The sequence below is a fragment of the Pseudomonas sp. C8002 genome (assembly GCF_013385765.1).
Taxonomy (GTDB): domain Bacteria; phylum Pseudomonadota; class Gammaproteobacteria; order Pseudomonadales; family Pseudomonadaceae; genus Aquipseudomonas.
The window spans coordinates 163,050-189,726 of record NZ_JACAPJ010000007.1 but is presented as its reverse complement, the minus strand read 5'-3'; the positions used below and the strand labels follow the sequence as shown (position 1 = coordinate 189,726).

18 protein-coding genes are annotated in these 26,677 nt (G+C 63.2%); 2 read left to right on the top strand and 16 right to left on the bottom strand.

Annotation, left to right across the window (positions count from 1 at the left end):
• Positions 1-125 precede the first annotated feature (125 nt).
• Positions 126-3,473, top strand: coding sequence for a maltose alpha-D-glucosyltransferase (gene treS / locus HX814_RS12225; protein ID WP_177008563.1), 3,348 nt, complete (start codon positions 126-128; stop codon positions 3,471-3,473).
• A complete protein-coding gene (gene glgB, locus HX814_RS12220; RefSeq protein WP_003207521.1) occupies positions 3,470-5,704 on the top strand; it encodes a 1,4-alpha-glucan branching protein GlgB in 2,235 nt (744 codons plus the stop codon). The genes treS and glgB overlap by 4 nt, the downstream gene beginning before the upstream one ends.
• Before the next feature lie 129 nt (positions 5,705-5,833).
• Here glgB and HX814_RS12215 read toward each other — a convergent pair whose 3' ends face one another.
• The 16 genes from HX814_RS12215 to HX814_RS12140 all read right to left on the bottom strand — a co-directional run bounded on the left by HX814_RS12215 (position 5,834) and on the right by HX814_RS12140 (position 26,575).
• The gene (locus HX814_RS12215) at positions 5,834-8,419 is read right to left on the bottom strand and encodes an autotransporter outer membrane beta-barrel domain-containing protein (RefSeq protein ID WP_177008562.1); all 2,586 of its coding nucleotides are present in this window, start codon (positions 8,417-8,419) and stop codon (positions 5,834-5,836) included.
• A 95-nt stretch (positions 8,420-8,514) separates the two neighbouring features.
• Entirely contained in the window at positions 8,515-9,276 is a 762-nt protein-coding gene (locus HX814_RS12210) for a PIG-L deacetylase family protein (RefSeq protein ID WP_087692380.1), read from the bottom strand.
• A 187-nt stretch (positions 9,277-9,463) separates the two neighbouring features.
• A complete protein-coding gene (locus HX814_RS12205) occupies positions 9,464-10,123 on the bottom strand; it encodes a glycosyltransferase family 2 protein (RefSeq protein ID WP_177008561.1) in 660 nt (219 codons plus the stop codon).
• Positions 10,120-10,719 (bottom strand): SAM-dependent methyltransferase, encoded by a 600-nt coding sequence (locus tag HX814_RS12200; protein WP_177008560.1) that lies wholly within the window; start codon positions 10,717-10,719, stop codon positions 10,120-10,122. The genes HX814_RS12205 and HX814_RS12200 overlap by 4 nt, the downstream gene beginning before the upstream one ends.
• A complete protein-coding gene (locus HX814_RS12195) occupies positions 10,716-11,474 on the bottom strand; it encodes a PIG-L deacetylase family protein (protein WP_177008559.1) in 759 nt (252 codons plus the stop codon). The genes HX814_RS12200 and HX814_RS12195 overlap by 4 nt, the downstream gene beginning before the upstream one ends.
• A complete protein-coding gene (locus HX814_RS12190; protein ID WP_102368888.1) occupies positions 11,471-12,469 on the bottom strand; it encodes an acyl-CoA dehydrogenase family protein in 999 nt (332 codons plus the stop codon). Before HX814_RS12190 ends, HX814_RS12195 begins: the two co-directional genes overlap by 4 nt.
• Position 12,470: 1 nt before the next feature.
• A complete protein-coding gene (glgX, locus tag HX814_RS12185) occupies positions 12,471-14,630 on the bottom strand; it encodes a glycogen debranching protein GlgX (protein ID WP_003207536.1) in 2,160 nt (719 codons plus the stop codon).
• Between the two features lie 123 nt (positions 14,631-14,753).
• Positions 14,754-15,020, bottom strand: coding sequence for a DUF2934 domain-containing protein (locus tag HX814_RS12180; RefSeq protein ID WP_003207537.1), 267 nt, complete (start codon positions 15,018-15,020; stop codon positions 14,754-14,756).
• 23 nt (positions 15,021-15,043) lie between these two features.
• Positions 15,044-17,800, bottom strand: coding sequence for a malto-oligosyltrehalose synthase (locus HX814_RS12175; RefSeq protein ID WP_177008558.1), 2,757 nt, complete (start codon positions 17,798-17,800; stop codon positions 15,044-15,046).
• Positions 17,797-19,881 carry a 4-alpha-glucanotransferase gene (gene malQ, locus HX814_RS12170; RefSeq protein WP_087692374.1) on the bottom strand — a complete coding sequence of 695 codons (2,085 nt, stop codon included), beginning with the start codon at positions 19,879-19,881 and terminating at the stop codon, positions 17,797-17,799. Before malQ ends, HX814_RS12175 begins: the two co-directional genes overlap by 4 nt.
• Complete coding sequence (gene treZ, locus HX814_RS12165; RefSeq protein ID WP_087692373.1) at positions 19,878-21,629, bottom strand: malto-oligosyltrehalose trehalohydrolase; 1,752 nt, start codon at positions 21,627-21,629, stop codon at positions 19,878-19,880. Before treZ ends, malQ begins: the two co-directional genes overlap by 4 nt.
• Positions 21,630-21,645: 16 nt before the next feature.
• Positions 21,646-23,205, bottom strand: coding sequence for a glycogen synthase GlgA (gene glgA, locus HX814_RS12160; RefSeq protein ID WP_087692372.1), 1,560 nt, complete (start codon positions 23,203-23,205; stop codon positions 21,646-21,648).
• A gap of 439 nt (positions 23,206-23,644) precedes the next feature.
• On the bottom strand, positions 23,645-24,598 hold the full coding sequence (locus tag HX814_RS12155) for a D-2-hydroxyacid dehydrogenase family protein (protein WP_177008557.1): 954 nt from the start codon (positions 24,596-24,598) through the stop codon (positions 23,645-23,647).
• A 26-nt stretch (positions 24,599-24,624) separates the two neighbouring features.
• Positions 24,625-25,638, bottom strand: a complete 1,014-nt coding sequence (locus HX814_RS12150) for an alpha/beta hydrolase (RefSeq protein WP_177008556.1) — start codon at positions 25,636-25,638, stop codon at positions 24,625-24,627.
• A 55-nt stretch (positions 25,639-25,693) separates the two neighbouring features.
• Positions 25,694-26,125 carry a YqaA family protein gene (locus HX814_RS12145; protein ID WP_177008555.1) on the bottom strand — a complete coding sequence of 144 codons (432 nt, stop codon included), beginning with the start codon at positions 26,123-26,125 and terminating at the stop codon, positions 25,694-25,696.
• Between the two features lie 3 nt (positions 26,126-26,128).
• Positions 26,129-26,575: a DUF411 domain-containing protein gene (locus HX814_RS12140; protein WP_177008554.1), complete on the bottom strand. Its 447-nt coding sequence runs from the start codon at positions 26,573-26,575 to the stop codon at positions 26,129-26,131.
• Positions 26,576-26,677: the final 102 nt, after the last annotated feature.

The following is a 26,677-nucleotide window of genomic DNA, read 5'->3' as shown; positions in this document are numbered from 1 at the left end:
TGCTCGCGAAAGCGGAGTGTCAGTCTCCGAATCGGTCCACTGATATACCGCTTTCGCGAGCAAGCCAGCTCCCACATTGACCGAGTTCCTTCAGGCAGAATTTTTCGAATTCCCAGGAGTTTCCAATGGCGAAGAAACCCAAGGCTGCCACCTTTATCAAAGATCCGCTCTGGTACAAGGACGCGGTGATTTATCAGGTTCACGTCAAATCGTATTTCGACTCCAACAACGACGGCATCGGTGATTTTCCCGGGCTGATCGCCAAGCTCGACTACATCGCCGACCTTGGTGTGAACACCATCTGGCTACTACCGTTCTACCCCTCGCCACGCCGTGACGATGGCTATGACATCGCCGAATACCGCGGTGTGCACAGCGACTACGGGACCATGGCCGACGCCAAGCGCTTTATCGCCGAAGCCCATAAACGCGGGCTGCGGGTGATCACCGAGCTGGTGATCAACCACACCTCCGACCAGCACCCATGGTTCCAGCGGGCCCGCAAGGCCAAGCCCGGCTCGGCGGCGCGGGATTTCTATGTATGGTCCGATGACGACCAGAAATACGACGGCACCCGGATCATTTTCCTCGACACCGAAAAGTCCAACTGGACCTGGGACCCGGTCGCCGGCCAATACTTCTGGCACCGCTTTTACTCCCACCAGCCGGACCTCAACTTCGACAACCCGCAGGTCATGAAAGCCGTCCTGTCGGTGATGCGCTACTGGCTCGACATGGGCATCGACGGCCTGCGCCTGGATGCCATTCCGTACCTGATCGAGCGCGACGGCACCAACAACGAAAACCTCCCCGAAACCCACGACGTGCTCAAGCAGATCCGCGCCGAGATCGACGCCAACTACCCCGACCGCATGCTCCTGGCCGAAGCCAACCAATGGCCGGAAGACACGCAGTTGTACTTCGGGGACAAAAAGGGCGACGACGGCGATGAGTGCCACATGGCGTTCCACTTCCCGCTGATGCCGCGCATGTACATGGCGCTGGCCCAGGAAGACCGTTTCCCGATCACCGACATCCTGCGCCAGACCCCGGAGATCCCGGCCAATTGCCAATGGGCAATCTTCCTGCGCAACCACGATGAACTGACCCTGGAAATGGTCACCGACAAAGAGCGCGACTACCTCTGGAACTATTACGCTGCCGACCGCCGTGCACGTATCAACCTGGGGATTCGCCGCCGCCTGGCGCCGCTGATGGAGCGCGACCGCCGGCGCATCGAGCTGCTCAACAGCCTGCTGCTGTCGATGCCGGGCACGCCGACCCTGTACTACGGCGATGAGATCGGCATGGGCGACAACATCTACCTCGGTGACCGCGACGGCGTGCGTACGCCGATGCAATGGTCCATCGACCGCAACGGCGGCTTCTCCCGCGCCGACCCGGCCAGCCTGGTATTGCCGCCGATCATGGACCCGCAATACGGCTACCAGTCGGTCAACGTCGAAACCCAGACCCAGGACCCGCACTCGTTGCTGAACTGGACGCGGCGCATGCTCGCGGTGCGTAAACAGTCCAAGGCGTTCGGTCGCGGCAGCCTGAAAATGCTCTCGCCCAGCAACCGCCGCATTCTGGCGTATACCCGCGAATACGCAGGCGCCGATGGCAAGAATGAAATCATCCTGTGCGTGGCCAACGTGTCCCGCAGTGCCCAGGCGGCAGAACTGGACCTCTCGGCGTTTGCCGGCATGGTTCCGGTGGAGATGCTCGGTGGCAATGCCTTCCCGCCCATTGGCCAGCTGAATTTCCTGCTGACCCTGGCGCCGTATGGCTTCTATTGGTTCGTGCTGGCGGCGGAAAACCAGATGCCAAGCTGGCACGTGGAACCGGCGCAAAGCATCCCGGACTTCACCACCCTGGTGCTGAAGAAACGCATGGAAGAATTGCTCGAAGCACCGTGCCGCACCTCTCTGGAGCAGAATGCGTTGCCGGCGTGGCTGCCCAAGCGCCGCTGGTTTGCCAGCAAGGATACGGCAATCGACAGCGTGCACATCGCTTATGGCGTGCGCTTCGGCGACCCGCAGCATCCGGTGCTGCTCAGTGAAATCGAAGTCACCAGCGCCGGCCAGGTCAGCCGCTATCAACTGCCGTTCGGCTTCCTTGGCGAAGACCAGTTCACCAGCGCCTTGCCGCAACAACTCGCGCTTGCCCGTGTACGGCGAGTGCGTCAGGTAGGTTTGGTGACCGATGCCTTCAGCCTCGACACTTATATCCGCGGCGTGATCCAAGGCCTGCAGGCCAAAACCGTCCTCGACTCCACCGATGGCGAGATTCGCTTCGAGCCCACGGCGCAGTTGGCCAAACTGGAATTGAACGACGAGTCGGAAGTGCGCTACCTCGCGGCGGAGCAGTCCAACAGTTCCGTGGTGGTGGGCGGCAGCCTGGTGCTCAAGTTGATCCGAAAAGTCAGCGCCGGGGTTCACCCCGAGCTGGAAATGGGCGCCTACCTGACCGAGGCCGGCTACGAGCATATCTCGCCGCTGTTGGGCTCGGTGATCCGCCACGATGCCGATGGCCAGGACAACCTGCTGATGATCGCCCAGGGTTACCTGAGCAACCAGGGCGACGCTTGGGGCTGGACCCAGAATAACCTGGAGCGAGCGATTCGCGACGAACTGGCCGAAGCCATGTCCGAGCAGGAACAGCACTACAACGCCCTTGGCGAGCTGGCGGATTTCGCCGGCTTGCTCGGCCAGCGCCTGGGCGAGATGCACCTGGTGCTGGCGGCGCCCACCACTAACAAGGCGTTCAAGCCCGAGGTCACAACCCTCAAGGACAGCCAGGGCTGGGCCAGGCACGTGGGCGCGCAAATCGACCACGCCTTGCAGTTGCTCAAACAGCATCAAACCAAGTTGAACCCTGCCGATCAGGCGTTGGTCAGTGCTTTACTGGAGCAGAAAAAGGCCATCGCCAGTCACGTTCAGGACCTGGCGAAAGCCACGGTGGGCGGGTTGCGCATTCGCGTGCACGGCGACCTGCACCTGGGCCAGGTACTGGTGGTCAAGGGCGATGCCTACCTCATCGACTTCGAGGGCGAACCGGCGCGGCCGTTGCCTGAGCGTCGCGGCAAACACAGCCCGTACAAGGATGTGAGCGGGGTGCTGCGCTCGTTTGATTACGCGGCGGCCATGGCGGTGAATGTGCAGGGCGTCGACCAGTCGCCCGAGGCCAATGCGTCCCGGCAACGTGTGGCGGATCGCTACTTGCATGAGGCCAGGCAGGCATTTATCCAGGCCTATCACGCTGCCACGACTACACTGGCCCATGACTGGCAGGATGCCAAAGGCCAGGACGCAGCGCTGGCGTTGTTCAGCCTGGAGAAGGCCGCGTACGAAGTGGCCTACGAAGCAGAGAATCGCCCGAGCTGGTTGCCGGTGCCGTTGCAAGGTTTGCACGGGCTGCTCAGCGGGTTGAAACCAATATCGAAAACTGTACGCGGTGGGGAGACGTCATGAGTTTTACAAGCAAAGAACCGCTGCAGGAAAAGTTGAGTGTGATGCCCAAGCCTGCTGATATCGAAGCCCTGGTGCGGGCCGAGCACCATGATCCATTCTCGATCCTGGGTCCCCATGACGACGAGCAGGGCGGCCAGTTCATTCGCGCCTTCCTGCCGGAAGCACTGAGTGTCCAGGTCCTGGCCCGCGACAGCGGCGAGCACATCGGCAGCCTCGATGCGACCCAGGTGCCGGGCTTGTTTGTCGGGCATTTCGGCAGCCGTCAGGCGTACTTGCTGAAGATCCAGTGGGCCGGTGGCGAACAGATCACCGAAGACCCTTACAGCTTCCAGCAACTGCTGCTGGGGGAGATGGACCTGTACCTGTTTGCCGAAGGCAATCACCGCGACCTGAGCAGTTGCCTCGGGGCACAAGTGACCAGCGTCGACGGTGTCCAGGGCGTGCGTTTTGCGGTATGGGCACCGAATGCCCGCCGGGTCTCGGTGGTGGGCGACTTCAATATCTGGGACGGGCGCCGTCATCCGATGCGCCTGCGCCATCCGTCCGGTGTGTGGGAGATTTTCATCCCGCGCCTGCAACCCGGCGCGGCCTACAAGTATGAAATCCTCGGTGCCCACGGGATTCTGCCGCTCAAGGCCGACCCCATGGCCCTGGCCACGCAACTGCCGCCGGATACTGCGTCCAAGGTCGCTTCGCCGCTGCAGGTCGACTGGCAGGACCACGACTGGATGCAATCGCGCAGCGAGCGGCAGAAACCCAGCGCACCCTTGTCGATCTACGAGTTGCATGCCGGTTCCTGGCAGTGCGAGCTGGATGAAGTCGGCGAGGTGTCCCGCCAGTACAGTTGGCGCGAGCTGACCGAGCGGCTGATCCCTTATGTACAGCAGTTGGGCTTCACCCATATCGAACTGATGCCGATCATGGAGCACCCGTTCGGCGGCTCGTGGGGTTATCAGGCGCTGTCGCAATTTGCCCCGACGGCACGTTTCGGCTCGCCGGAGGATTTCGCGTTTTTCGTCAACGCCTGCCATCAGGCCGACATCGGCGTGATCCTGGATTGGGTGCCGGCGCATTTCCCCACCGATACCCACGGCCTGGCGCAATTCGACGGCACCGCGCTGTACGAATACGCCAACCCGCTGGAAGGCTTCCACCAGGATTGGGACACTCTGATCTACAACCTCGGGCGCACCGAAGTCCATGGCTTCATGCTGGCGTCGGCGTTGCACTGGCTCAAGCATTTCCATATCGACGGCCTGCGGGTGGATGCCGTGGCGTCGATGCTGTATCGCGACTATTCGCGCAAGGCCGGTGAATGGGTGCCGAACCGCCACGGTGGTCGTGAAAACCTCGAAGCTATCGACTTCCTGCGTCACCTCAACGACGTAGTCGCCCTGGAAGCCCCAGGCGCGTTGGTGATCGCCGAAGAGTCCACCGCATGGCCCGGCGTGAGCCAGCCGACCCAACAGGGCGGCCTGGGGTTCAACTACAAGTGGAACATGGGCTGGATGCACGATTCGCTGCACTACATCCAGCAGGACCCGGTGTACCGTGCCCATCACCACAACGAGCTGAGTTTCGGCCTGGTGTATGCCTGGTCCGAGCGGTTTATCCTGCCGATTTCCCACGATGAAGTGGTGCACGGCAAACACTCGTTGATCGACAAGATGCCCGGCGACCGCTGGCAGAAATTTGCCAACCTGCGGGCGTACCTTAGCTTCATGTGGATGCACCCGGGCAAGAAGCTGCTGTTCATGGGCTGCGAGTTCGGCCAATGGCGCGAGTGGAACCACGATCAGCAACTGGACTGGTACCTGCTGCAATACCCCGAACACCGGGGCGTGCAGAAACTGGTGGGCGACCTCAACCGCCTGTATCGCGAAGAACCCGCGCTGCACGACCAGGACGACGCACCACAGGGCTTCCAGTGGTTGATTGGGGATGATGCGATCAACAGCGTCTACGCCTGGTTGCGCTGGAGCAAGGATGGCAGGCCGGTGCTGGTGGTGGCCAACTTCACGCCGGTGCCGCGTGAGGCCTACAAGGTCGGCGTGCCGTTTGCCGGGCGCTGGAGCGAGGTGATCAACAGCGATGCCGACACCTATGCCGGTTCCAACTTCGGCAACGGTGGCGGGGCGTTTACGGAGGAGGAGCCCAGGCATGGGCAGCCGTTGTCGCTGTCGTTGAACCTGCCGCCATTGGGCGTGCTGATCCTGCGACCGGACGCCTGACTTCCAGCCGATGAAGACCCCATGTGGGAGCGGGCTTGCTCGCGAATGCGCAGTACCAGTGCCAGATTTTTTGGCTGACACACTGCATTCGCGAGCAAGCCCGCTCCCACAGTGGGGATGTGTTGTGGCTTAGAAGTCGACCCTTATGCCAATCGTGCCTTTTCGCCCATTCAGCTGATTACTGTCCAGATTGCTGTTGTACCCCACCTCGCCATACACACTGACCGTACTCGATACCTGCAGCGTTGCCCCGGTGCTGACGTCCAGCGTGGTGGACTTCTGTTCGGTGTTGATGTCCGTGCTGTCATTGAACCTGACAGTGTTATTCCCGGCGCTGGCGTGCCACACGTTGGTACGCACGTAAGGCTGCAGGGGCATGCCGCTCACGCTGTAGCTGCCCTTGAGGCGGACACCGAGACGGGTGACGACGTTAGTGTCGGCGCGGAATGAGACATCCGAGATTCCGTCGTTCTGGCTGTCCACATAGCTTCTATCGACAATCACCTGGGCCTGCGGCTCAACCTCCCACTGTTCAGACACCGCAAACGGCATTCCCACCTCCACAGACCCCAGCACGTTGTGGCCCTTGGTTGGGAGTTTGACGCCCCGGTCGGATTCACTGTGGCCATCGAACCGCGTGCCCATCAGCACGACATCGATATAGGCGCGGTTGGCGCCGATGAGCGTCCAATACGCGCCCAGGCTGTCACCGCGCAGGGTGGTGTTGCCGGCGTCCTTGCCCTGAAAACCGCCATTGAAGCCCGCCACATTGCCGGTCAGGCGGCTGTGGCCGACAAAGAAGCCGAAGCGTTGGGTCAGGCCAGCGTCGTTGGTCCAGGCATACAGGTCAGTGCCAACCTGGAAACCGGACAGGGAGCTGTCCAGCGACGGGCTGACGGTGCCGGCGAATGATTGCCGCGTGCTGCTGCCATACACCCGGCCCCAACCGGCCGCTAGTGCACCAGGTTGGCGTTGCAGGCTTTGGTCGCCCATGCGTTCGTGGTAGGTGCCCAGCATGCCCTGGACCATCTGCTGCACGGCGGGAAACAGTACGGCATACACCGGGACTTCCGGGCGATAGATGGGTATGGGTTCTTCTCCCGGGAAAATCCCCGGGAGGTCCGGCGTGCCATCGGCGGGGACGGGGGGGAGAATGCCCACTGGGTCGTCAGGATCCTCAGGGTTGGGCAGCGGCGGCGCCACCACCGAGGACCGCAGGAACCAGTTTTGCCCGGTGCCCGGCGTTACGCCTCCTTTGAACAGGTAGTACTCATAGGCGCCTGCGGAAACGGATCCACCGCGCAGGGTAAACGCCAGGTCGCTGCTCGTGGCACCGTTAAGCGCTTCAACCACCTGGATGCCGTTCTGCAGGGTCATGGCGCCGGGGCCGGCAAGGTTGGTGACGGTGATGGTAGTGCCGCCTTGCAGCGTGCCCTGGCTGACTACCAGCTTGTCACTGGCCGAGCCGTCGGCGCCGAGTACCGATTGCAGCGCCAGTTCGCCACCATTGCCGGTGTAGTTGCCGTTGACCGTCAGGCTGTCGGTGGCGCTGGAACTGCCGGTGGTCATGTCGATCAGGCCGCCGTTTTTCAGGTTGGCTGGTTGCCCGGCCGTGAAGGGGCTGATGCTGCCCTGTGTTACCTGCAGGGCGGCGCTGCCAAAAATATTCAGGGTACCGGTGGCCGTAGCGCTGTCACCGAGCTTGAAGTCGCCGCCCAGGGTCAGGCGCGAATTGTTGTCCAGGTTGACGGTTTCCCAGTTGACATAGCGGGTTGGCGTGGCGGATCGGGTGTTGTCGAAGGTCAGGGTGTCGTTACCCAAACCACCATCCAGAAGTGGTGTGGAGGCCAGGGTGGTTTCGGTCAGGTTGAACAGGAAACCCCTGTCAGCGCCATCACCCATGAGGATTTCCTTATGGATCAGACCGCCGCCTTCCCAAGTGAACTCATCGTTGCCAAAGCTGGCGAGGATCTGCCCACTTATTTCCCCTCCGCTGACGTTGATGATGTCGTCGCCGCCGCTGACGCTGATGTTGCCACCAACCGTTCCTCCGGACACCAGGATGGTGTCGTTTCCGAAGCCAGTAACGAGGTTGCCGATGATCGCTCCACCCTGCAGGTCAAACAGGTTGTTGTCGAGCTTCATGTCGACCCGTCCGATGCTGCCACCGGTCATCAGCGCTACATCTCCATCTTCAAAGGCGCCGACAATCCTGCCACTGCTCATGGTGAACTCGTCACGGCCGTCGCCCTGAGCCAGTGAGGCGACGGTGCCACCGCTCTGGAAGTACTGGTCAACCCCGTCACCCTGGGAGATTGCACCGGAGCTGCCGCCGCTGATTTGCGCAATATCACCGCCCGCGCCTTGCGTCACCGTGCCGGAGATATTGCCATTGAACAGCTGGAAAATATTTCTTCCGTCACCTTGGTTGATCGCGCCATTGATCGCGCCGGAATCCATCGTGACCCGATCATCTCCCGCGCCATAAGTCACGTTGCCGACGATGATGCCGGTGCCGCCGACGGGGAACTCCAGGATGTTGCTTCCTTGTAAATCCGTCAGCGCGCCAGCACTGCCATCGCTGCACAGGGTGGTGTCGTTGCCTGCGGTTATGACCAACGTACAGGCGGCCTGCGCGGGGAGAGGCCAATTGAGCAACAGCGTCGTCACGCTGCAGACGCTCAGATACGTCACTGATGAAAACCGCGTGCTCATGATTCGCCCTCCCTGCAAGCCGGTGTTCCAAGCTAGCCACACAGAGAGAGCGTTCGCTACTGTCAGAAGTAACAGGTGTAGACGAGTGGGTGCGCCTACAAAAATACAATCTCATAGGGCTCGCGCATGCGCTCCAGCAGCACCTGCGCCAAGATCGGCGCCAGGCCGATTTCCGGGTCGCCTGCCAGTTGGCTGGCATAGGCGTGGGCGGCGTGCAGCTTGCGGGCGACGCTCCAGGTGTCGAGCCGCACCTTGCGCGCGCGCTGCCAGGGGATGGCGGCGGTTTCCCGAAGCGGCCAGTGCCACGCCCAGATCGGCAGTTCGTGCAAGCGCACGCCCTTGACTGCGCAGGCTTTGGCAGCGGCACGGCCGACGGCGTCGTGGTCGTCATTGCCGTCGTTGCGCCAGGTGGTGAACACCACGTCGCCGGGTTGCAGGTAGCGCGCAATGAACTGGCTCATTTGCTGTTCCCGCGCGGCCAGGGCGTTGTCGGCGAAACCGCCGCGGATCCATTTCAGGCTGTGCAGGGGCACGCCCAGGCGGCGCAAGGCTTCGACACTTTCCTGGGGCCGCACCACGCTCAAGCGTTTGGCCGGCCACACGGTAGACCCCGGATGGCTGGCGCTGCCGTCGGTGATGGAGATCAGTTGCAGGGAGTATTCAAGGGTGCTGAGCAATTGCAGCAGACCGCCGCAGGCGATCACTTCATCGCCGGGATGCGGGGCGATGATCACCACGCGGGCGCCCTTGGGCACCAGGGTTGCGGGGTTGATGGCAGGGATTTGCGCGAGTTGCGGGGCGCTGTTCCAGATTTGCGCGGGGCCCCGGCGGTTGTCACTTAACAGTGCAGGCTTCATGGGTGTCACGTCCTTGTTTATCGGTGGTGCAGGCCGTACCCCGTTGACGGGACGGCTCTTGTGGTACGCGAGCGTCAGGTACTGCACGCTCGCGGCGCGACGGCGTTCCAACCCTGGATTGCCGTGCAAGGAATAGTGATGATAGTTATGAATCGCCGCTTTAACACCGCCGGGTGTCGCAATTTTTTCACGAGGCCTGCATCAGGCTCTTCAGGTAATCACCGAAGCCGCCCTGGGCGCGACAATCCAGGCGGGCACTGGTAATCACCTGGGGCGAGTGGCTCCAGGCAATGGAGGCCCCGCAGCGCTCCAGTTGGCGCACCAGCTCCACGTCTTCATGGCAGGGCAGGGGCTCGAAACCGCCGGCCCGCACGTAGGCGCCGGCACTGACGCCCAGGTTGGCGCCGTGGATATGCCGATGCCCGTCACGGGCGGTGTAGGCCTGGTGATAGCGGATCTGCGCCGCCGGGTCGAAGCCGTCGCTCCAGGCGTCCACCGTCACCGTGCCGCACACCGCATCCACGCCCAGGGCCAGTTGCGCCACCAGCCAATCGGGAGCGACGCGGCTGTCGGCGTCGGTGCAGGAAATCCAGCGCGCGCCGTTATTAAGCAGGTGCCGCGCACCCACGCCGCGCACGTGGCCCACGTTTCGCGCCTGCACTTCCAGGCTGTGCACCTGGTATTCGCGGGCGATCATGGCGCTGCGGTCGCTGCAGCTGTCGAGCACTGTCAGAATCTGCACCTCTTCACCCAGCAGGCCCGGATGACTGGCGGCGACCATCGCAGCTTTCAGGCATTCGGGCAGCAGTTTTTCTTCGTTATGCACGGGTATCAGGATGCCGATCATCGCAGTCCCTCCAGGGTCGCAACCGTGGTGCCGTCGCGGCTCCACAAATCCAGTAGAAAATCGCTTTCGTGATGCTGCGCCAGATGTGGCATGCCCAGGCGCTGGCCGAGGCGCACATGCACCTGTTCGGCGGTCTGCGGGCAGCCTTCGATGATCGGGCGCCAGTGGCAGGCGAGGATTTGTCCGTCAGGCGTCAGGGAGGCGAGCGCGCGATCGATCAGCCCATCGAAATCCTTCGGGTCCAGGTAGTAGCAAAGCTCGCTGAGCACGATCAGCTCGAAGGTTTCGCTGGGCCATTGCTGCGGCAGGCGGCTCTGCTGCACGGTGGCATGGCTGAAACCCCGCAGCCGCGCCTGTGCGAGGCTGACCGCCGCTTGTGCCGTGTCACAGCAGAGCAGGCGGTCACAGCGCGGGGCCAGCTCGAAGCTCAGTTCGCCATTGGCGCAGCCGGGTTCAAAGATCGAGGCATAGCGCGGCCGGGTCAGCAGCGCCAGGGTCAGGGCCCGCTTGCGCTGTTCATACCAGCGTTGCCGAAAGGCCCAAGGGTCGTCGTTGCCGGCAAACAGCTCGTCGAAATAGGGCGTGGCGACACTCATACGAACACCACTTCAAAAGGTTGCAGCAGGCGCTCCAGCACATAGGGCGCGAGCACCGGCGGCAGGCCGATCTGCGGGTCGCCTTCCAACTGGCTGGCGAAGGCATGGATGGCGTGCCGTTTACGGGCCACGGCTTCAGGTGTCAGGGGGATTTTACGAGCGCGATCCCAGGGCACCTGGCTGTCTTCCGGGGTTGCCCAATGCCAGGTCCACACGGGCAGCTCGAGCAAGGTTGCGCCCACCGCCCGGGTCGCCTTGGCACTGGCACGGCCCACGGCCTCGTGGTCGCAATGACCGTCTTCGCGCCAGGTGGTGAAGACCACGTCGCCGGGCTTGAGGTAACGCTCGATGAAGCGGCTCAGGTCTTCTTCACCTGCGGCGACGTGGCTGTCGCTGAACCCGGCCCGCAACCATTTCAGGCTGTGCAACGGCAATCCCAGCCGGTGCAGGGCCTGCGCCGACTCTTGCGGCCGCACCACGCTCAGGCGTTCCACCGGCCAGCGGCGGGAGCCGGGGTGACTGGCGCTGCCGTCGGTGACGGAGATCAGCAGGATAGGGCGATCCAGCGCGGCAAGGCCTTGCAGCAGGCCGCCGCAGCCCAGGACTTCGTCATCCGGGTGTGGCGCGATGATCACGGCGCGGCTGCCTTCAGGCACCAGTTCGGCAATGTCTACGCAAGGCAGCTCGGCCAGTCGCGACGAGCCTTGCCACACATGCAAGGGCGTGCCCTGGCCGACGATTGGATTGATCTTCATAGTTCCCATCTCCCTGGGCGCTCATCGGCGACTTGTTGACCAAGGGCGGCCAGGTCGCGCTCGGCATGACTTTGCCGCAGGTACACCGGCAAGTCGGCCATCAACTGGGCAAAATGCGGGTCCTTGCAATACGGCCCGGCGCCCAGTGCTCGGCCGACATGGTGAATCACCTGGTCGACGGTTTCTTCGATACAGGCCCGTGCCTGTTGTGCCAACAGCCGGGCATCTGCCTTGGGCTGCCGGTCGATATGGGTGGCGCTGTCGCGCAGCACACAGGCCGCGCTGTGCAAGGCACTGTCGACGCTGCCAAGGTGCGCCAGGGCGTGGGGCTCCGGGCGTTTTGCGCACTGCTCGCGCAAGGCCTCCGCCAAGCGTTGTGCCGCGCCGTACCAGCAGGCGGCGATGCCGATGCCGCCTTGCCAGAAGCCTGGGCGCGCCAAATAGTCCCCAGGCTTGCCGATGGCCAGGCCAACGGCGTCGTGGAAAAGCACTTCAACGCTGCCCGTAGCGGCCATGCCCACGGCGGCCCAGCCCTCATCGGTGACGGTTACGCCGGGCTGGTGCATTTGCACTGCAACCAGTTGCTGGCGATCCTCTTCATCCCACGCCGTGAGCAACCCGTGGCTGACCACCGCCGCGCCCGAGCACCAGGCCTTGCGGCCCTCCAGCCGCACACGTTGGCCGTCACGCCGGATCCGCACCTTGGCGGTGGGCGGCTCGGCCGCCCACATGCCCCACGTGCTGCCAACCGGCGGCAAGGGGCTGTCGAGTTCAGCGATGATCGCCAGGGCGTCCGTGTGGCCTTCAAACAACTTGCACAACCGCAGGTCATGGCCGGCGACTTGCGCCAGCCGGCTGAAGCGTTCCAACGTTTGCCCGCTGCCCGGCAAGGGCAACTGGTCCAGGCCTTCCTCCACCAAAGCCCTCAGCGCAGCGCCAAGGGCCTGGGTGTCCGGGTAATCCCGGTAGCCGCGAAGAAACTCATGCAAGGCCATGTCACACCTCGTCCTCATGCTGCAATTCAAACAGCAGCAGCGAACGCCCGGTGACCGCGTATTCGTGATCGAAATCGAAGCGTTCCTGGCCACGCACTGCCGGCTGGTTGGTGTCGAGCATGCAGGTCCAGAAGCCGCCATCCGGCACCGGTGGCAGGCGGAAATTGACCATGTCGTGGTGTGCATTGACCACCAGCAACAACGTGGCATCGGCCCCCGGGCGGCGAATCCCGGTTTCCTGGGCGCGGCCATCCATCAGCATGCCCAGGCAACGGCCATGGCTGTCCTGCCATTGCTCGATGGTCATTTCATCGCCGCTCGGCGCGAGCCAGGTGACGTCCTTGACCCCGATATCTTCGTTGTAGTCGCCCACCAGGAAGCGCCCGCGACGCAGGATCGGGTACGCCAGGCGCAACTTGATCAGGCGCTTGACGAACTTGAGCAGGGCCTTGCCGTCTTCATCCAGTTCCCAATTGATCCAGCCGATCTCGCTGTCCTGGCAGTAGGCGTTGTTGTTGCCGTGCTGGGTCCGGGCGAACTCGTCACCGGCTACCAGCATTGGCGTGCCCTGGGCCAGCAGCAGGGTGGCGAAGAAATTGCGCATCTGGCGCAGGCGCAGCGCGTTGATTTCCGGGTCGTCGGTAGGGCCTTCGACACCGTGGTTCCACGACAGGTTGTTGTTGCTGCCGTCCTGGTTGTTCTCGTCGTTGGCTTCGTTGTGTTTGTCGTTGTAGGACACCAGGTCGTGCAGGGTGAAACCGTCGTGGGCGGTGATGAAGTTCACCGAGCTGTACGGCCGGCGGCCGCGCTGGTTGAACATCTCGCCCGAGGCGGTCATGCGTCCGGCGAAGTCGGCCAGTTGGCCGTCGTCACCTTTCCAGAACGAGCGCACGGTGTCGCGGAAACGGTCGTTCCATTCCACCCAGCCCGGCGGGAAGCCGCCGACCTGATAGCCACCGGGGCCGCAGTCCCACGGCTCGGCAATCATTTTCACCTGGCGCAGCACCGGGTCCTGGCGGCAGGCCACGAGGAAGCTGTGGCGCTCGTCGAAACCGTCGCGGTAGCGGCCAAGGATGGTTGCCAGGTCGAAGCGGAAGCCGTCGACATGCATCTCGGTCGCCCAGTAGCGCAACGAGTCGGTGACCATTTGCAGCACGCACGGGTGGCTCAGGTCGAGGGTGTTGCCGGTGCCGGAATCGTTGATGTAGAAGCGCTTGTCATCGGGCATCAGGCGGTAGTACGAGGCGTTGTCGATGCCGCGCATGGACAGCGTCGGGCCTTGCTCGTTGCCTTCGGCGGTGTGGTTGTAGACCACGTCCAGGATCACTTCCAGCTTGGCTTCGTGCAGGTGCGCGACCATTTCCTTGAACTCGGCGATCTTGCCGCTGGCCAGGTAGCGCGGGTCCGGGGCGAAGAAGGCGATGCTGTTGTAGCCCCAGTAGTTGGTCATGCCTTTTTGCAGCAGGTGCTGGTCGTTGACGAAGGCGTGCACCGGCAGCAACTCGACCGATGACACACCCAACTGGCGAATGTGCTTGAGCACATCGTCGACCATCAGCCCGGCGCAGGTGCCGCGCACTTCCTCAGGCACCGAAGGGTGGCGCATGGTGATGCCGCGCAGGTGGGTTTCATAAATGATCGTGCGATCCCACGGCGTGCGCACTGGCTGGTCGTTGCCCCAGGTGTGGGCCGGGTCGATGACTTTGCACTTGGGCACGAAGGGCGCGCTGTCGCGCTCGTCGAAACTGAGGTCGGCGTCCGGATGACCGATGGTGTAGCCAAACAGGGCCTCGGACCATTTGAGCTCGCCCACCAGCTGTTTGGCGTAGGGGTCGATCAGCAATTTGTTGTGATTGAAGCGATGACCGTTGGCCGGGTCATAGGGACCGTACACGCGGTAGCCGTAGATCAGCCCGGGGTGGGCGTCGGGCAGGTAGCCGTGGAAGGTCTCGTCGGTGTATTCCGGCAGTTCGATGCGCTCCAGCTCGACTTCGCCGCTGTCGTCGAAGATGCACAGTTCGACTTTGGTGGCGTTGGCCGAGAACAGCGCAAAGTTGACCCCCAGACCGTCCCAGGTCGCGCCGAGAGGGAAGGGCAAACCTTCACGAATCCGCGACGGCTCGTTTTCCGGCGTCGAGTTGGGCTTGTTGGGTTTGCTCATTGAGATGCTCCTGCAAAAGGGTTTTTCCGGGCCGAACGGGGCCATTCCGGCGTGATGCCGGGTAGATATCGGTAGTTGGATAGCCTCCTGCGGTGCGGGCGCACCTGCAGGAGGATCTTTGGGTCAGGGGGCCTTGGGCTTCTTCGCAGCAGGCTTCTTCGCCGCCGGCACTGCGCTCGGCTTGGCTGCCGGTTTCGGCGCTGCCGCTGCGGGCTTGGCTTTTGGCTTGGCCTTGGCGGCGGCCTTCGGTGCCTTGGATGGCGTCAGCGCTTCGGCTTCCGCCAGTTTGCGCGCCATTTCCCAGTGTCGTGCGTCCTCGCCATGGGGTTTACCTTCAGATTCCCAGATCTGATGTGCCAGTTCGCGGATGCGTTTGTCTTCAGTACTCATCGCAATGCTCCTCACAGAAAATTTCAGCTTTCTTGATCATCAGGATTGATAAAGACATTGACCGGGAAATCCCCCAGGGCAGCGCTGATCATGAGCTCCTTGTTTGGTGTGACTGCGCCTGTTCGGAAAAGTCCCTTCCAATTTTGGGTTGGAGCGGCGAACGGTAATCGGACCCGGGTATCGCCCCAAATCTGCGCGTTGATCAGGGGATACACACCGTTTTCAAGCAGCCGGTGAGGCCAGCGTGGCACCACCACCAGCAGCTGTTTGCCCTGGTATTCGCGGTAGAAAGCGACCACCCGCTCGGCGTGTTCGCCCACCACTTCCAGAGGCTCGTACGTGCCCTGGCGAAACAGTTGCGGATGCGCCTTGCGCAACCCCAGGACCTGGCTGATCAACGCCTGTTTTATACGCCCGTCATGCCAGTTGAACATCAGCTCGCCGATGTCCGGCGGCGTGTGCAGCCCCTGTTGCCGTGCGGGGTAGTCCACCGGGCGGCGGTTGTCAGGGTCTACCAATGTGAAGTCCCAGAACTCATCGCCCTGGTACAGGTCCGGCACGCCCGGCACGGTGAGGCGAAGCAAGGATTGCGCCAGCCCGTTGAGCGCGCCGGCCGGGGCGATGGCCTGGGCGGCCTCGCCGATGGCATCGCGCAGGGTCTTGCCGGCGTCCTCCAGCAGCAGCCGTGACAGGAACGCTTCGACACCTTGCTCGTACAACTCGTTGGGTGCGCTCCAGCTGCTGTTGAGCTTGGCTTCACGCAGGGCTTTCTGCTGCCACTGCCACAGGCGCTGGTGATAGTCCGCCAGGCCCTCGGTATCGTCGCGGTGCAGGTCCAGCGGCCAACTGCCCAGCAGCACCTGATAGAGGATCAGTTCGTCACCCGCGGACGGCGTGTTGGCATCGCTGCGCAGGCGGGCGGCGAGGGGGCGCCATTGCTCCACCTGCTCGGCATACCAGTCGGCGGCCTCGCTGAGCACCGCCAGGCGCGCACGGGTATCTTCGCCGCGCTTGTGGTCGTGGGTGGCGGTGGCCAGCAGGTTGTCGGGGAAGGTGCGCAGTCGTTGCTGGTTGACCGCGTGGAAGTCTTCCAGCGGGGCGCTGAATTGTTCGGTGCTGAAACCCACGTCATTGCGCGACAACAACACACCCGAGCGGTAGAACGCAGTGTCTTCCACGGCCTTGGCCGCCGCCGGCGAGGTCAGTTGCTGGAAGCGTACGCAGGCGTGCTTGAGCATCTTGCGTTTGCGGCCCAGGGGGCGGTCGCGCCAGGGTTGGCCGCCGAGCCATTTTTCCAGGTAGTCGAGCACCGGCCAGTCGCCTTCGCTCAAGGTGCTGCGGGCACCGGCCAGGGCTTGCAGGAAAAACACGTCATCCAGTTCGCTGCGGCCCCGGGCGCTGATGTAGGTGCGGTACACCGGGAAATGCACGATCAATTCCTGCAACGCGCGGCGAATTGCACCCAGGGTCAGGTCGCGGCTCATCACATCGTCCCGAGCCACTTGCAGCAGGGCCTGGGCCACACTTTCAAAATCCCCGGCCAGGGAACCGTTGAGGATCTGCTGCCGGGCCAGCCAGGCTTCTTCGATAAATGAAGACGGGCGCTCGGTGTGGCGGGTCCATAACTCGGCCAGGGGTTCGAAACCCTTCGGGTCATGTTGCAGCAATGACAGCTGGTTCATGAATTCGTAGCCGGTGGTGCCGTCCACGCGCCAGTCTTCACGCAAGGTTTCGCCTTCGCCGAGGATCTTCTCGACGAAGATCGGCAAGTGCCGCCCACTCGCCAGCGAGTCCACCCGGCGGCGCAGCTTGCGGCAGTAACCGCGCGGGTCGGCGAGGCCGTCGATGTGGTCGATGCGCAGGCCGTCGATCAGGCCTTCGCTGATCAGCTGGAAGATCTTGCCGTGGGTCGCTTCGAACACCGCGCTGCGTTCGACCCGCAGGCCGCCCAGCTCGTTGACGTCGAAGAACCGCCGCCAGTTGATATCGTCCGCTGCCGTGCGCCAGCTGGCCAGGCGATAGCTTTGTTGTTCCAGCAGGTGGTGCAGGCGGGCGAAACCTTCGGGCTGGCGGGCGTCGTAGAGGTCGAGGTTCGCTTCGATGGCCTTCAGGGTTTCGGGGTCGCGGGCGGCCTCGATCAGTTCCTGTTTCAGCGCGGCGGCCTGGGGATAGGCGTCCGGCTGGTAGGCCAGGCTGCTGAAGCGATCGGCCAGTGACTTGACGGGCACCAGCTCGCCGTATTCCCGCGGGCAGATCGGGAAGCGATGTTCGTAATGCTCGACGTAGAAGCTGCCGTGCTGCGGGTCGAAGCGCAGCGGCAGGGCACCCGACTGCAGGGCTTCGCCGTAGTCGCTGCCCAGGAACGGCATCAGCAGTTGGCCCTTGAGCAGCGGGTCTGGCGAGTGCCATTGAATGTCGAAGAATTCGCTGTAGGGACTCAGGCGACCCCATTCCAGCAAGTCCAGCCACCACAGATTATCGGCACCGCCGACGGCCATGTGGTTGGACACGATATCGAGGATCAGCCCCATGTCATGTTCGCGCAACGCCGCAACCAATCGCCGCAGCGCCGGTTCGCCGCCCAGCTCGGGATTGACGGTGGTGGGATCGACCACGTCATAGCCGTGCATCGAGCCGGCGCGGGCGCTCAGCAATGGCGAGGCGTAGAGGTGGCTGATGCCCAGCTCGGCGAAGTACGGCACCAGCGGCACGGCGTCGTCGAGGGTGAAGCCCTTATGAAATTGCAGGCGCTGGGTAGCCCGAAGCGTCAATGCTTTCATCGGTCACGCTCTTGGGCCTGGATGCGCGCCACGGCCAGCAGCTCAAGGCGGCGGGCGGCATTGTCGTCATCGAGCAGGGTGGCGGCATCGCCCGGCAGGCGGCGGCGCCAGTTCGGGTGGGTGTCGGTGGTGCCGGGCAGGTTGGATTGTTCCTCGACCCCCAGGGCGTCCTCCAGCGGCAGCAATACCAAGGGTGCACGGGTGTGGCCCAGGTAGCGCACGCTGGCGTCGATGACGTGGTCGGTTTCGTTGCGCACTTCGTCGATGAAGTTCTGCGGGTCCTGGCTCAAGGCCTGGCGCAGCGCCTGGCGTTCCCGCAGGCGGTGTTCGCTCCATTGCTCTACGGTGGGTGCATCGATCAGGCCCAGCTGGACATTCCAGTCGATATCGCGGCTGTGCCACCAACCGTTGAGGGTCGGCAGGTCGTGGGTGCTGGTGGTGGCCAGCGCGTTGTCCGGCCAATCGAGGATCGGCTTGAACTGGCCGCCGTGGTCTTGTTCGAACAGCAGCACGCGCATCCCAAGGATTGAGCGCGCGATGAGTTTTTCCCGCAGGCCGTCGGGTACGGTGCCGAGGTCTTCACCGAGGACGATCGCCTGGTGGCGGCTCGACTCCAGGGCCAACAGCCGCAGCAGGTCATCCACCGGGTAATACAGGTAGGCGCCGTCCCGTGGCGAGGCGTCCATCGGGATCACCCACAGGCGTTGCAGGCCCATCACATGGTCGATGCGCAAGCCGCCGGCGTGGGCGAAGTTGGCCCGCAGCATTTCGATAAACGCGCGAAAGCCGTTGCGCTTGAGGCCTTCGGGGGAAAACGCGGAAATACCCCAGCCCTGGCCGGCACGGTTGAGGATGTCAGGTGGCGCACCCACGGTCAGTTCCGCCAACAGTTCATCCTGGCGGCTCCAGGCCTGGCTGCCGCCGCCGTCGGCGCCCACTGCGAGATCGGCGATTAGGCCGACACCCATGCCGCTGCCGCGCGCCGCTTGTTGCGCGCGTTCCAGGCACCGGGCAATCAGCCATTGGCTGAAGGCGTAGAAGCCGATTTCGTCCCGATTGGCTTCGGCAAACTGCACCAGGGCCGGGCTTTGCGGGCTGTGCCAGTCCTCTGGCCAGTGGCGCCAGTCGAGGCTCTCGCCGTTGGCCGCGCGTTCGGCTTGTACGGCTTCGAAGCGGCAGTGGTTTTCCAGGGCTTCACCGCCAGCCTGGCGGAAGCTCAGGAAGTCGGCATGTTGCGGGTGGTCGCCCTGGCGGAAGTCGTCATACAGGGTGCGCAACAGGCGCTGCTTGGCTTTGGCCGCGGCCGGCCAGTCGATCAGGCTTTGTTGCTCAAGGTCATTCAATTCGTCGGCCAGCCCGCTGGCTTCGATGGCGGTTTGCACCGCACGTTCGCCGAGGATGCAGCCGGGGGAGGCGTACAAACTGTTGAGGAACAGGCGGCTGGACGGGGAATAGGGGCTGAAGCGCTCGGTGTCGGCGCTGAACATCGCGTGCATCGGGCTGATCGCCAGGGCGTCGGCGCCGCGTTCGGCGGCGGCGCGGGCCAGTTGTTCCAGTGCCTGGGTATCGCCAAAGCCGCCGTCGCCGCTGCGGCGCAGGGAATACAGCTGGGCGCTCAGGCCCCAGGCGCGGGCGGTCTGGGTGTCGACCGCTTCTGCGACGGTGTAGCAATGCGTCGGTGCCACGGCCAGGGTGAAATGCTGGTCGGCAATATGCACTTGTTGGTAGCCGACCGGAATCGAGCCGGGCAACACCGCGTTCTCGTCCAGGCTCAGGTCCAGCACGCTGGAGTCTTCGAGGTGAATCTGGCACGGCGTACCGGGGGCGAAGTAGCGCGCCAGGTCCAGGCCGGCGCCGCTGTCGACGGTCATCAGGGGCGGCAGGTGCTTGTCTTGTTGCACGCGTTCGAGGTCCAGCAGGCTGGCTTCGATCTCGGCGTCGCTGTCGGCCGGGTGGCCCAGGCCTTTGAGCACGGCGCGCAGGGCGTCAGGCTTTACATGTTGCGGGCGGCCATTCGCGTCGATCCAATCGACGGCCAGGCCCGCTCGGCTGGCGAGTATTTCCAATTGCGCGTCGCTCAAGGGTGCTCTCCAACAGGGGAATGGGTGAGGCTGACGCGGGCGCTGAGGGGAGCCAATTGTTCGGCCCCGCTGGCCTGCGTCACAAATAGGAGGTGCTCGGCAGCCGGGTAGTTCAGAGAATCGGCGCTCAGGTTGAGGTCGATCTGCAACAGGCTGCCATTGCCCAGGCGCCAGCGCGCCGTGACCGCGCCCTCTGCCAGCACGTGCGCACCCAGGGCCATGCTGCCGGGCAGGTGCGGCACGATATGTTGGTGGCGCAGGCTCAGCAGGTGCCGGTAGAGCTGCGAGTCGCCGCAGTCGGCGAGGGCGGGTGCCGAGCGGCGAAAGGTCTGCAGGGAGTTGGGGTCGGGAATGCGTTCGCGGCGTTCGGGGTCGCTGAACGCGGCGAAGTCGGCAAACTCATTGCGCCGGCCTTCACGTACCGCCTCGGCCAGTTCGCCGTGATGGTCGGTGAAGAACAGGAACGGCTCCTCGGCGTTGACTTCATCGCCCATGAACATCAGCGGGATCATCGGCGACATCAGCAGCAAGGTCGTCGCGGCGCTCAGGGCCTGGGGCGAACACAGTTGATGCAGGCGTTCGCCCAGGGCGCGGTTACCGATCTGGTCGTGGTTCTGCAGGAACAGCACAAAGGCGCTGGGCGGCAGGTGCCCGCTGGGCTCGCCGCGCGTGTGGCCGTGGCGCGTGGTGTGGCCCTGGTAGATAAATCCTTCGCTCAGGCAGCGCGCCAGTTTTCCCGTGGGGTCCTGGGCGAAATCGCTGTAGTAGGCGTCGGTTTCGCCGGTGAGCAGCACGTGCAGGGCGTTGTGGCCGTCATCGTTCCACTGGGCGTCGAAACCGCTTTCCAGCAGGCTGGCCTGGTTGAATTCGTTTTCCAGCACCAGCCACACATGCCGCCCCGTGTCGACTTGCTGGCGTACTTTTTGCGCCAGCTCCTGCAGAAATTCGGGATCGTTGATGGCGTGCACGGCGTCCAGGCGCAGGCCGTCGAAGCGGTATTCCAGCAGCCACATCAGGGCGTTGTCGATGAAGAAATCCCGGACCTCCCGGCGATCAAAGTCGATGCCCGCGCCCCAGGGCGTGTGCACGTCTTCGCGAAAGAAACCCTTGGCGTAGGTGCCGAGGTAGTTGCCGTCGGGGCCGAAGTGGTTGTAGACCACATCGAGGATTACCGCGAGGCCATAGTGGTGCGCACTGTCGATCAGCTGTTTGAGCTGCTCGGGCGAACCGTAGGAGGATTGGGGAGCGTAGGGCAGGACACCGTCGTAACCCCAGTTGCGTTCGCCGGGGAATTGCGCGATGGGCATCAGCTCAATGGCGGTGACCCCCAGTTCGGCGAGGCGCGGCAGTTGTTTCTCGACCTCGGCGTAGCCCCCCAGTACGCCCACGTGTATCTCGTAGATCACCGCTTCGTGCCACGGCCGGCCTTGCCAGTGGCTTTGGCGCCACTGATAGGCCAGGGGGTCGACCACCACGCTGAAGCCGTGAACGTCCGTGGCCTGTGCCCGGGAAGCCGGGTCGGGAACGTCCTGTTCGCCGTCGATGTTGTAGCGGTAGCGGGTGCCCGGCGGGCATTGCAGCTGCACCACAAACCAGCCATCGGCCTGGGGCAGCATCGCTACCGATTTTCCTTCCTCAAATTCAACGCTGACATAAAACGCGTCTGGCGCCCATAACGCGAAGCGGGTGTGTTCCGCATCCAGCATGATCGCGCCGTGGGGCCAGGTTTCCAGAGTCCGTGACGGCATCTATGAAGACCTCTTTTTACTGTTTCCCCGATCTTCCCAGCGCTTTCGCTACCAGTTGCTCATAAAGTTCGGCATAGGGTTCCACTGCCTGGCACCAGTTGAACGGTGCGGCCATAGCCCGGCAACGCATGGCGTTGAGCAAGCCTGGGAAGGCGAAGACCTTGAACGCGCGGCTCAGGGCCGCTTCGTAGCTTTCGACAGTGGATTCGTTGAACAGGAAGCCGGTGACGCCATCCTCGATGGTGTCGGCCAGGCCGCCGGTGTTGCGTGCAACCGGCAACGAGCCGAAGCGCTGGGCGTACATCTGGCTCAGGCCGCAGGGTTCGTAACGGGATGGCATCAACAGGAAGTCGCTGCCGGCGAACATGCGGCGCGCGTCGGTCTCGTTGAAGCCGATGCGCACGCCGATCTGGCCGGGAAAGCGCAGGGCCAGGGCACGCATGGCTTGCTCTTCTTCCGGCTCGCCGCGACCGATGATCGCGATCTGGCCGCCATTTTCGACGATGAAACTGGCGACCGCCTCGGTCAGGTCCAGGCCTTTCTGGTAGACCAGGCGCGATACCACGGCGAACAGCGGGCCGGTGGAGTCGTGCAAGCCAAACAGGTTGCGCACATGGGCGGCGTTCTGTGCCTTGCCTTCCCAGTCACCAATGTTGAAAGGGTGGGTCAGGTGCGGGTCGGTGGACGACTCCCAGCTTTCATCAATGCCGTTGGGAATGCCGCTGAGCAAGCCTTGCTGGGTCTTGCTGGCGAGAAAGCCATCCAGACCGCAGCCAAATTCGGGGGTGGTGATTTCCTGGGCGTAGGTGGCGCTGACCGTGGTGATATGGCTGGAATACGCCATGCCGGCCTTCAGGAATGACAGCTTGCCGTAGAACTCCATGCCTTCTTGCTGCAAGGCGTGTTCGGGAATCCCCAGTTCCGGGCACGAGGCCAGGCTGACCACGCCCTGGTAGGCGAGGTTATGAATGGTGAATAGCGTTGGAGTGCGTGACCCACGCCAGTGCATATAGGCTGGCGCCAGGCCTGCTGGCCAGTCATGGGCGTGCACCAGGTCCGGACACCAGTGGATCTGCGCCAGGTTGGCGGCAATATCGGCGGCGGCCAGGCCCAGGCGGGCGAAGCGGATATGGTTGTCGGGCCAGTCGCGGCCGTTGTTGGCGCCGTAGGGCGTGCCTTCGCGCTCGTAAAGCTCGGGGCAGATCAGCACGTAGATAACCAGGCCGTCCTTGAGGTCCATGCGCCCGATCTTGCACGGTGGCAGCGCGGCGTGGCCCCCCAGCTCACCGATGATATGAATCGGGTTGTCGCTGTCCAGCACCTGCGGGTAGCCGGGGATCAGCACGCGCACATCGTGCAGGTGCGCCATGGCGCGGGGCAGTGCGGCGGAAACGTCGCCCAGGCCGCCGGTTTTCACCAGGTCGGCCAGTTCGGAAGTGACAAACAGCACTTTTTTGCGATTGGGATTCACACGTGGGACCGGCCGCACCGTGTTGGGAAGGTCGGCCAATGAGGTCGGCCCGCCAACCGGCTGACTAAAACGCTCTCCCTGAGTATCTACAGCGGCACTGATCATAGTTCTCTCCCGAGTTCTGGTCGGCTGATGGCATATGGCAATCAGCGAAGGTTGACCGCGTCCTGCGGCCAGGCGCACAAGCGCTACACAGACTGGCAAGCCTTATGCCAGTTGTGCTGGAGTCTTAAATAGAGTGGATGGACGGGCGTTCGGTATGAACCGTCAGCACTCGCCTTACCTTAAACCTGACCTGTGGCAGAGTTGGAAAGTTTCGATTTTTTGCGGGGTTTTTGTTTTGGATCGGACCCATCGGTCATGAGTCTAGGACAGATCCCAGAGCCTGTGGGGTCTGTGGGGTATTTTTGTAGGACAAATTTTTTTCATGAGCCCGGTAGCAGCTGTCGAGCGCGCTCCGGTTCAGGATCGGCAGTGCGCCCGACGCAGCCTCGCTGAGGCTCGACAGCTGCTACGGGGGGGAGTGGGAGGTGAAATGTGTGCACTAGCTTAGTGCGCGAAGGGGCACTCCTTTGGCCCAGGCTTGGATGTCTTCGATCATTTGCTGGTAGAACTGGCGGTAGTTCTGCTCGCTGACGTACCCCACATGAGGGGTGGCCAATACGTTGGGCAACTGGCGGAATGGATGCCCGGCTGGCAGCGGCTCCTGGGCGTACACGTCCAGTGCCGCGCCCGCCAGCCGGCCATTGGCCAGGGCGTCAATCAAGGCGGCCTCATCGACAATCGGCCCGCGTGCCGTGTTCACCAGATGCGCCGTAGGTTTCATCCAGCCCAACGCTTCGGCGTCCACCAGCCCGCGGCTGCGGTCGCTGAGCACCAGGTGAATCGACAACACGTCCGCCTGTTCAAACAACTCGCGCTTGCTGACCCAGGTCACGCCGCTTTCGGCAGCGCGCTCTGGGGTAAGGTTTTCGCTCCAGGCAATTACGCGCATGCCGAAAGCCTGGCCAAATTTGGCGACCTTCTGGCCAATGCTGCCCAGTCCGAGAATCCCCAGGGTCTTGCCGTACAAATCGCCGCCCAGGCCCACTTGCCAACCCCCGGCGCGCAGGGAATTGGCTTCGGCCAGCAGGTTGCGGGTGGACGCCATGATCAGTGCCCAGGTCAGTTCCGGGGCGGCGTGCTTGTAACTGTCAGTGCCGCCTACCTGGATACCCAGGGCCTTGGCCGCAGGAATGTCGATGGCGGCGTTGCGCATGCCGCCGGTCACCAGCAACTTGAGCCTGGGCAAGCCTTGCAACAGAGCCTGGTCGAAGGTGGTGCGTTCGCGCATCACGCAGATCACCTCGAACCCCTGCAAACGCTCGATCAACGTGGCGGTGTCCGCCGGGTAATCGTGGAGGAAGTGCACCTGGCCGACCGACGCCAGGACTGACCAGTCCACCACGCCACTGGCCACATTCTGCCAATCATCAATCACTGCGATCTGTACCGACATTCACGCATGCCTCGAAAAAGGTTGGATTAAAGGGCGTTCAGCCCTTGCAACAGTGCCTTGTGAAACTGTGCCGGCTCTTCCATTTGCGGTGCATGGCCCAGGCCCGGGAATTCCACCAGGGTGGCGTGGGGAATCAGCTTGGCCACTTGCTTGCCCAGCACCGCGTAGTTGCCGAGCTTCGCCTTGACCGCCGGTGGCGCCAGGTCCTTGCCAATGGCGGTGTTGTCGGAGGTGCCGATCAGCAGCAGGGTGGGCATCTGCAGGTCCTTGAACTCGTAGTACACCGGCTGGGTGAAGATCATGTCGTAAATCAGCGCCGAGTTCCACGCCACCTGGGTGTGGCCGGGGCCTTTGTTCATGCCGGCGAGCATATCGACCCAGCGGTCGTATTCAGGCTTCCAGCGGCCGACGTAGTAGGTGTCGAGCTCGTATTGGCGGATGCCTTCGGCGGTCAGTTTCAACTCGCGCTCGTACCATTGGTCAACGCTGCGGTAGGGCACGCCGATGGCCTTCCAGTCTTCCAGGCCAATAGGGTTTACCAGTGCAAGTTGTTCGGTTTGCTGCGGATAGAGCAGGGCGTAGCGTGTGGCAAGCATGCCGCCGGTGGAATGGCCGAGCAGGGTAGCCTTCTGAATACCAAGTTTTTCCAGGAGTTGATGGGTGTTGATCGCCAGTTGCTGGAAGCTGTACTGGTAATTGTCCGGCTTGCTGGAGGTGCAGAAACCGATCTGGTCGGGAGCGATCACCCGGTAGCCGGCGTCGCTCAGGGCCTTGATCGATTCATCCCAGGTGGCGCCGCAGAAGTTCTTGCCGTGCATCAGCACGATGCTGCGCCCGTTGGCCTTGCCCTTGGCCGGCACGTCCATGTAGCCCATCTGCAGGGATTTGCCCTGGGACTGGAAGGTGAAGTGCTCTACCGGGTACGGGTATTGGAAGCCTTGCAGCTCGGGGCCGTAGGTCGGACCTTCTTCGGCGGCGAAGGCGGGCAGGGCGCTGCCGAGCAACAGGCTGGCGACGCACAGAGAGCGGATCTTGGACATGGTTAGAGCTCCGGGAACAGTGCCCGGATGCTGTGGCGAGGGGATTAACGGGAGATTAAATCCAGTGCAGGGTGAGCATGGCCAGTACCCCGTAGCGCGCCCCTTTTGCAAGGGTCACCAGCACCAGGAACCGCCAGAACGGTTCGCGCATGACCCCGGCCACCAGGGTCAGCGGGTCACCAATGATCGGCACCCAACTGAGCAGCAACGACCAATGGCCCCAGCGCTGGTAATGAGTACGGGCCTTTTCCAGGTGCCTGGGGCTGACCGGAAACCAGCGTCGATCCTTGAAGCGCTCGACCGAGCGGCCCAGCAGCCAGTTCACCACCGAGCCCACTACGTTGCCGGCCGTTGCAACCCCGAGCAGCAACCACAGGCTGTAGTGCCCGCTGATCAACAGCCCCACCAGCACCGCCTCCGATTGCATCGGCAACAGCGTGGCGGCGCCGAAGGCGGCGAAAAACAGTCCCAGGTAACCGGCAAGCATCAATCAGCGTGCCGGATAGTCAGCCACCACCACGTCTTTGCCATCGCGAGTCAGGCCGATGACCTGATAGGCATCGCTGCTGCCGTCCATCTCCATGCCAGGCGAGCCCATGGGCATGCCCGGTGCCGCCATGCCCAGCAAGTCGTCGCGCTTGCGCAGGGCCAAGACCTGGTCGGCTGGCACATGGCCTTCGACGAACTTGCCGTCGATCACGCCGGTATGGCAAGACGCCAGGCGCGGCGCCACGCCCAGGCGTTGCTTGACCTCGCTCATGTTGCTTTCCACATGGTCGTTGACCTTGAACCCGTTGCTCTCCAGGTGGGCAATCCACTTTTTGCAGCAACCGCAGTTGGCATCACGGTGCACGTCAATCGGGATCAGCTCGGCAGCCTGGGCCAGGGTGCTCATGAGCAGGGCCGACAGTGCGGCCAGTCGCAGGGTGGTTTTCATCGTCATCTCATCGGATAAAGGGCAACAGCGGGGCATTCTCCCTGCTTTTTGGAAAAGGGTTTCCCGGGATTGTTACGAGGTTTTACGAAAAACCGACAGCAC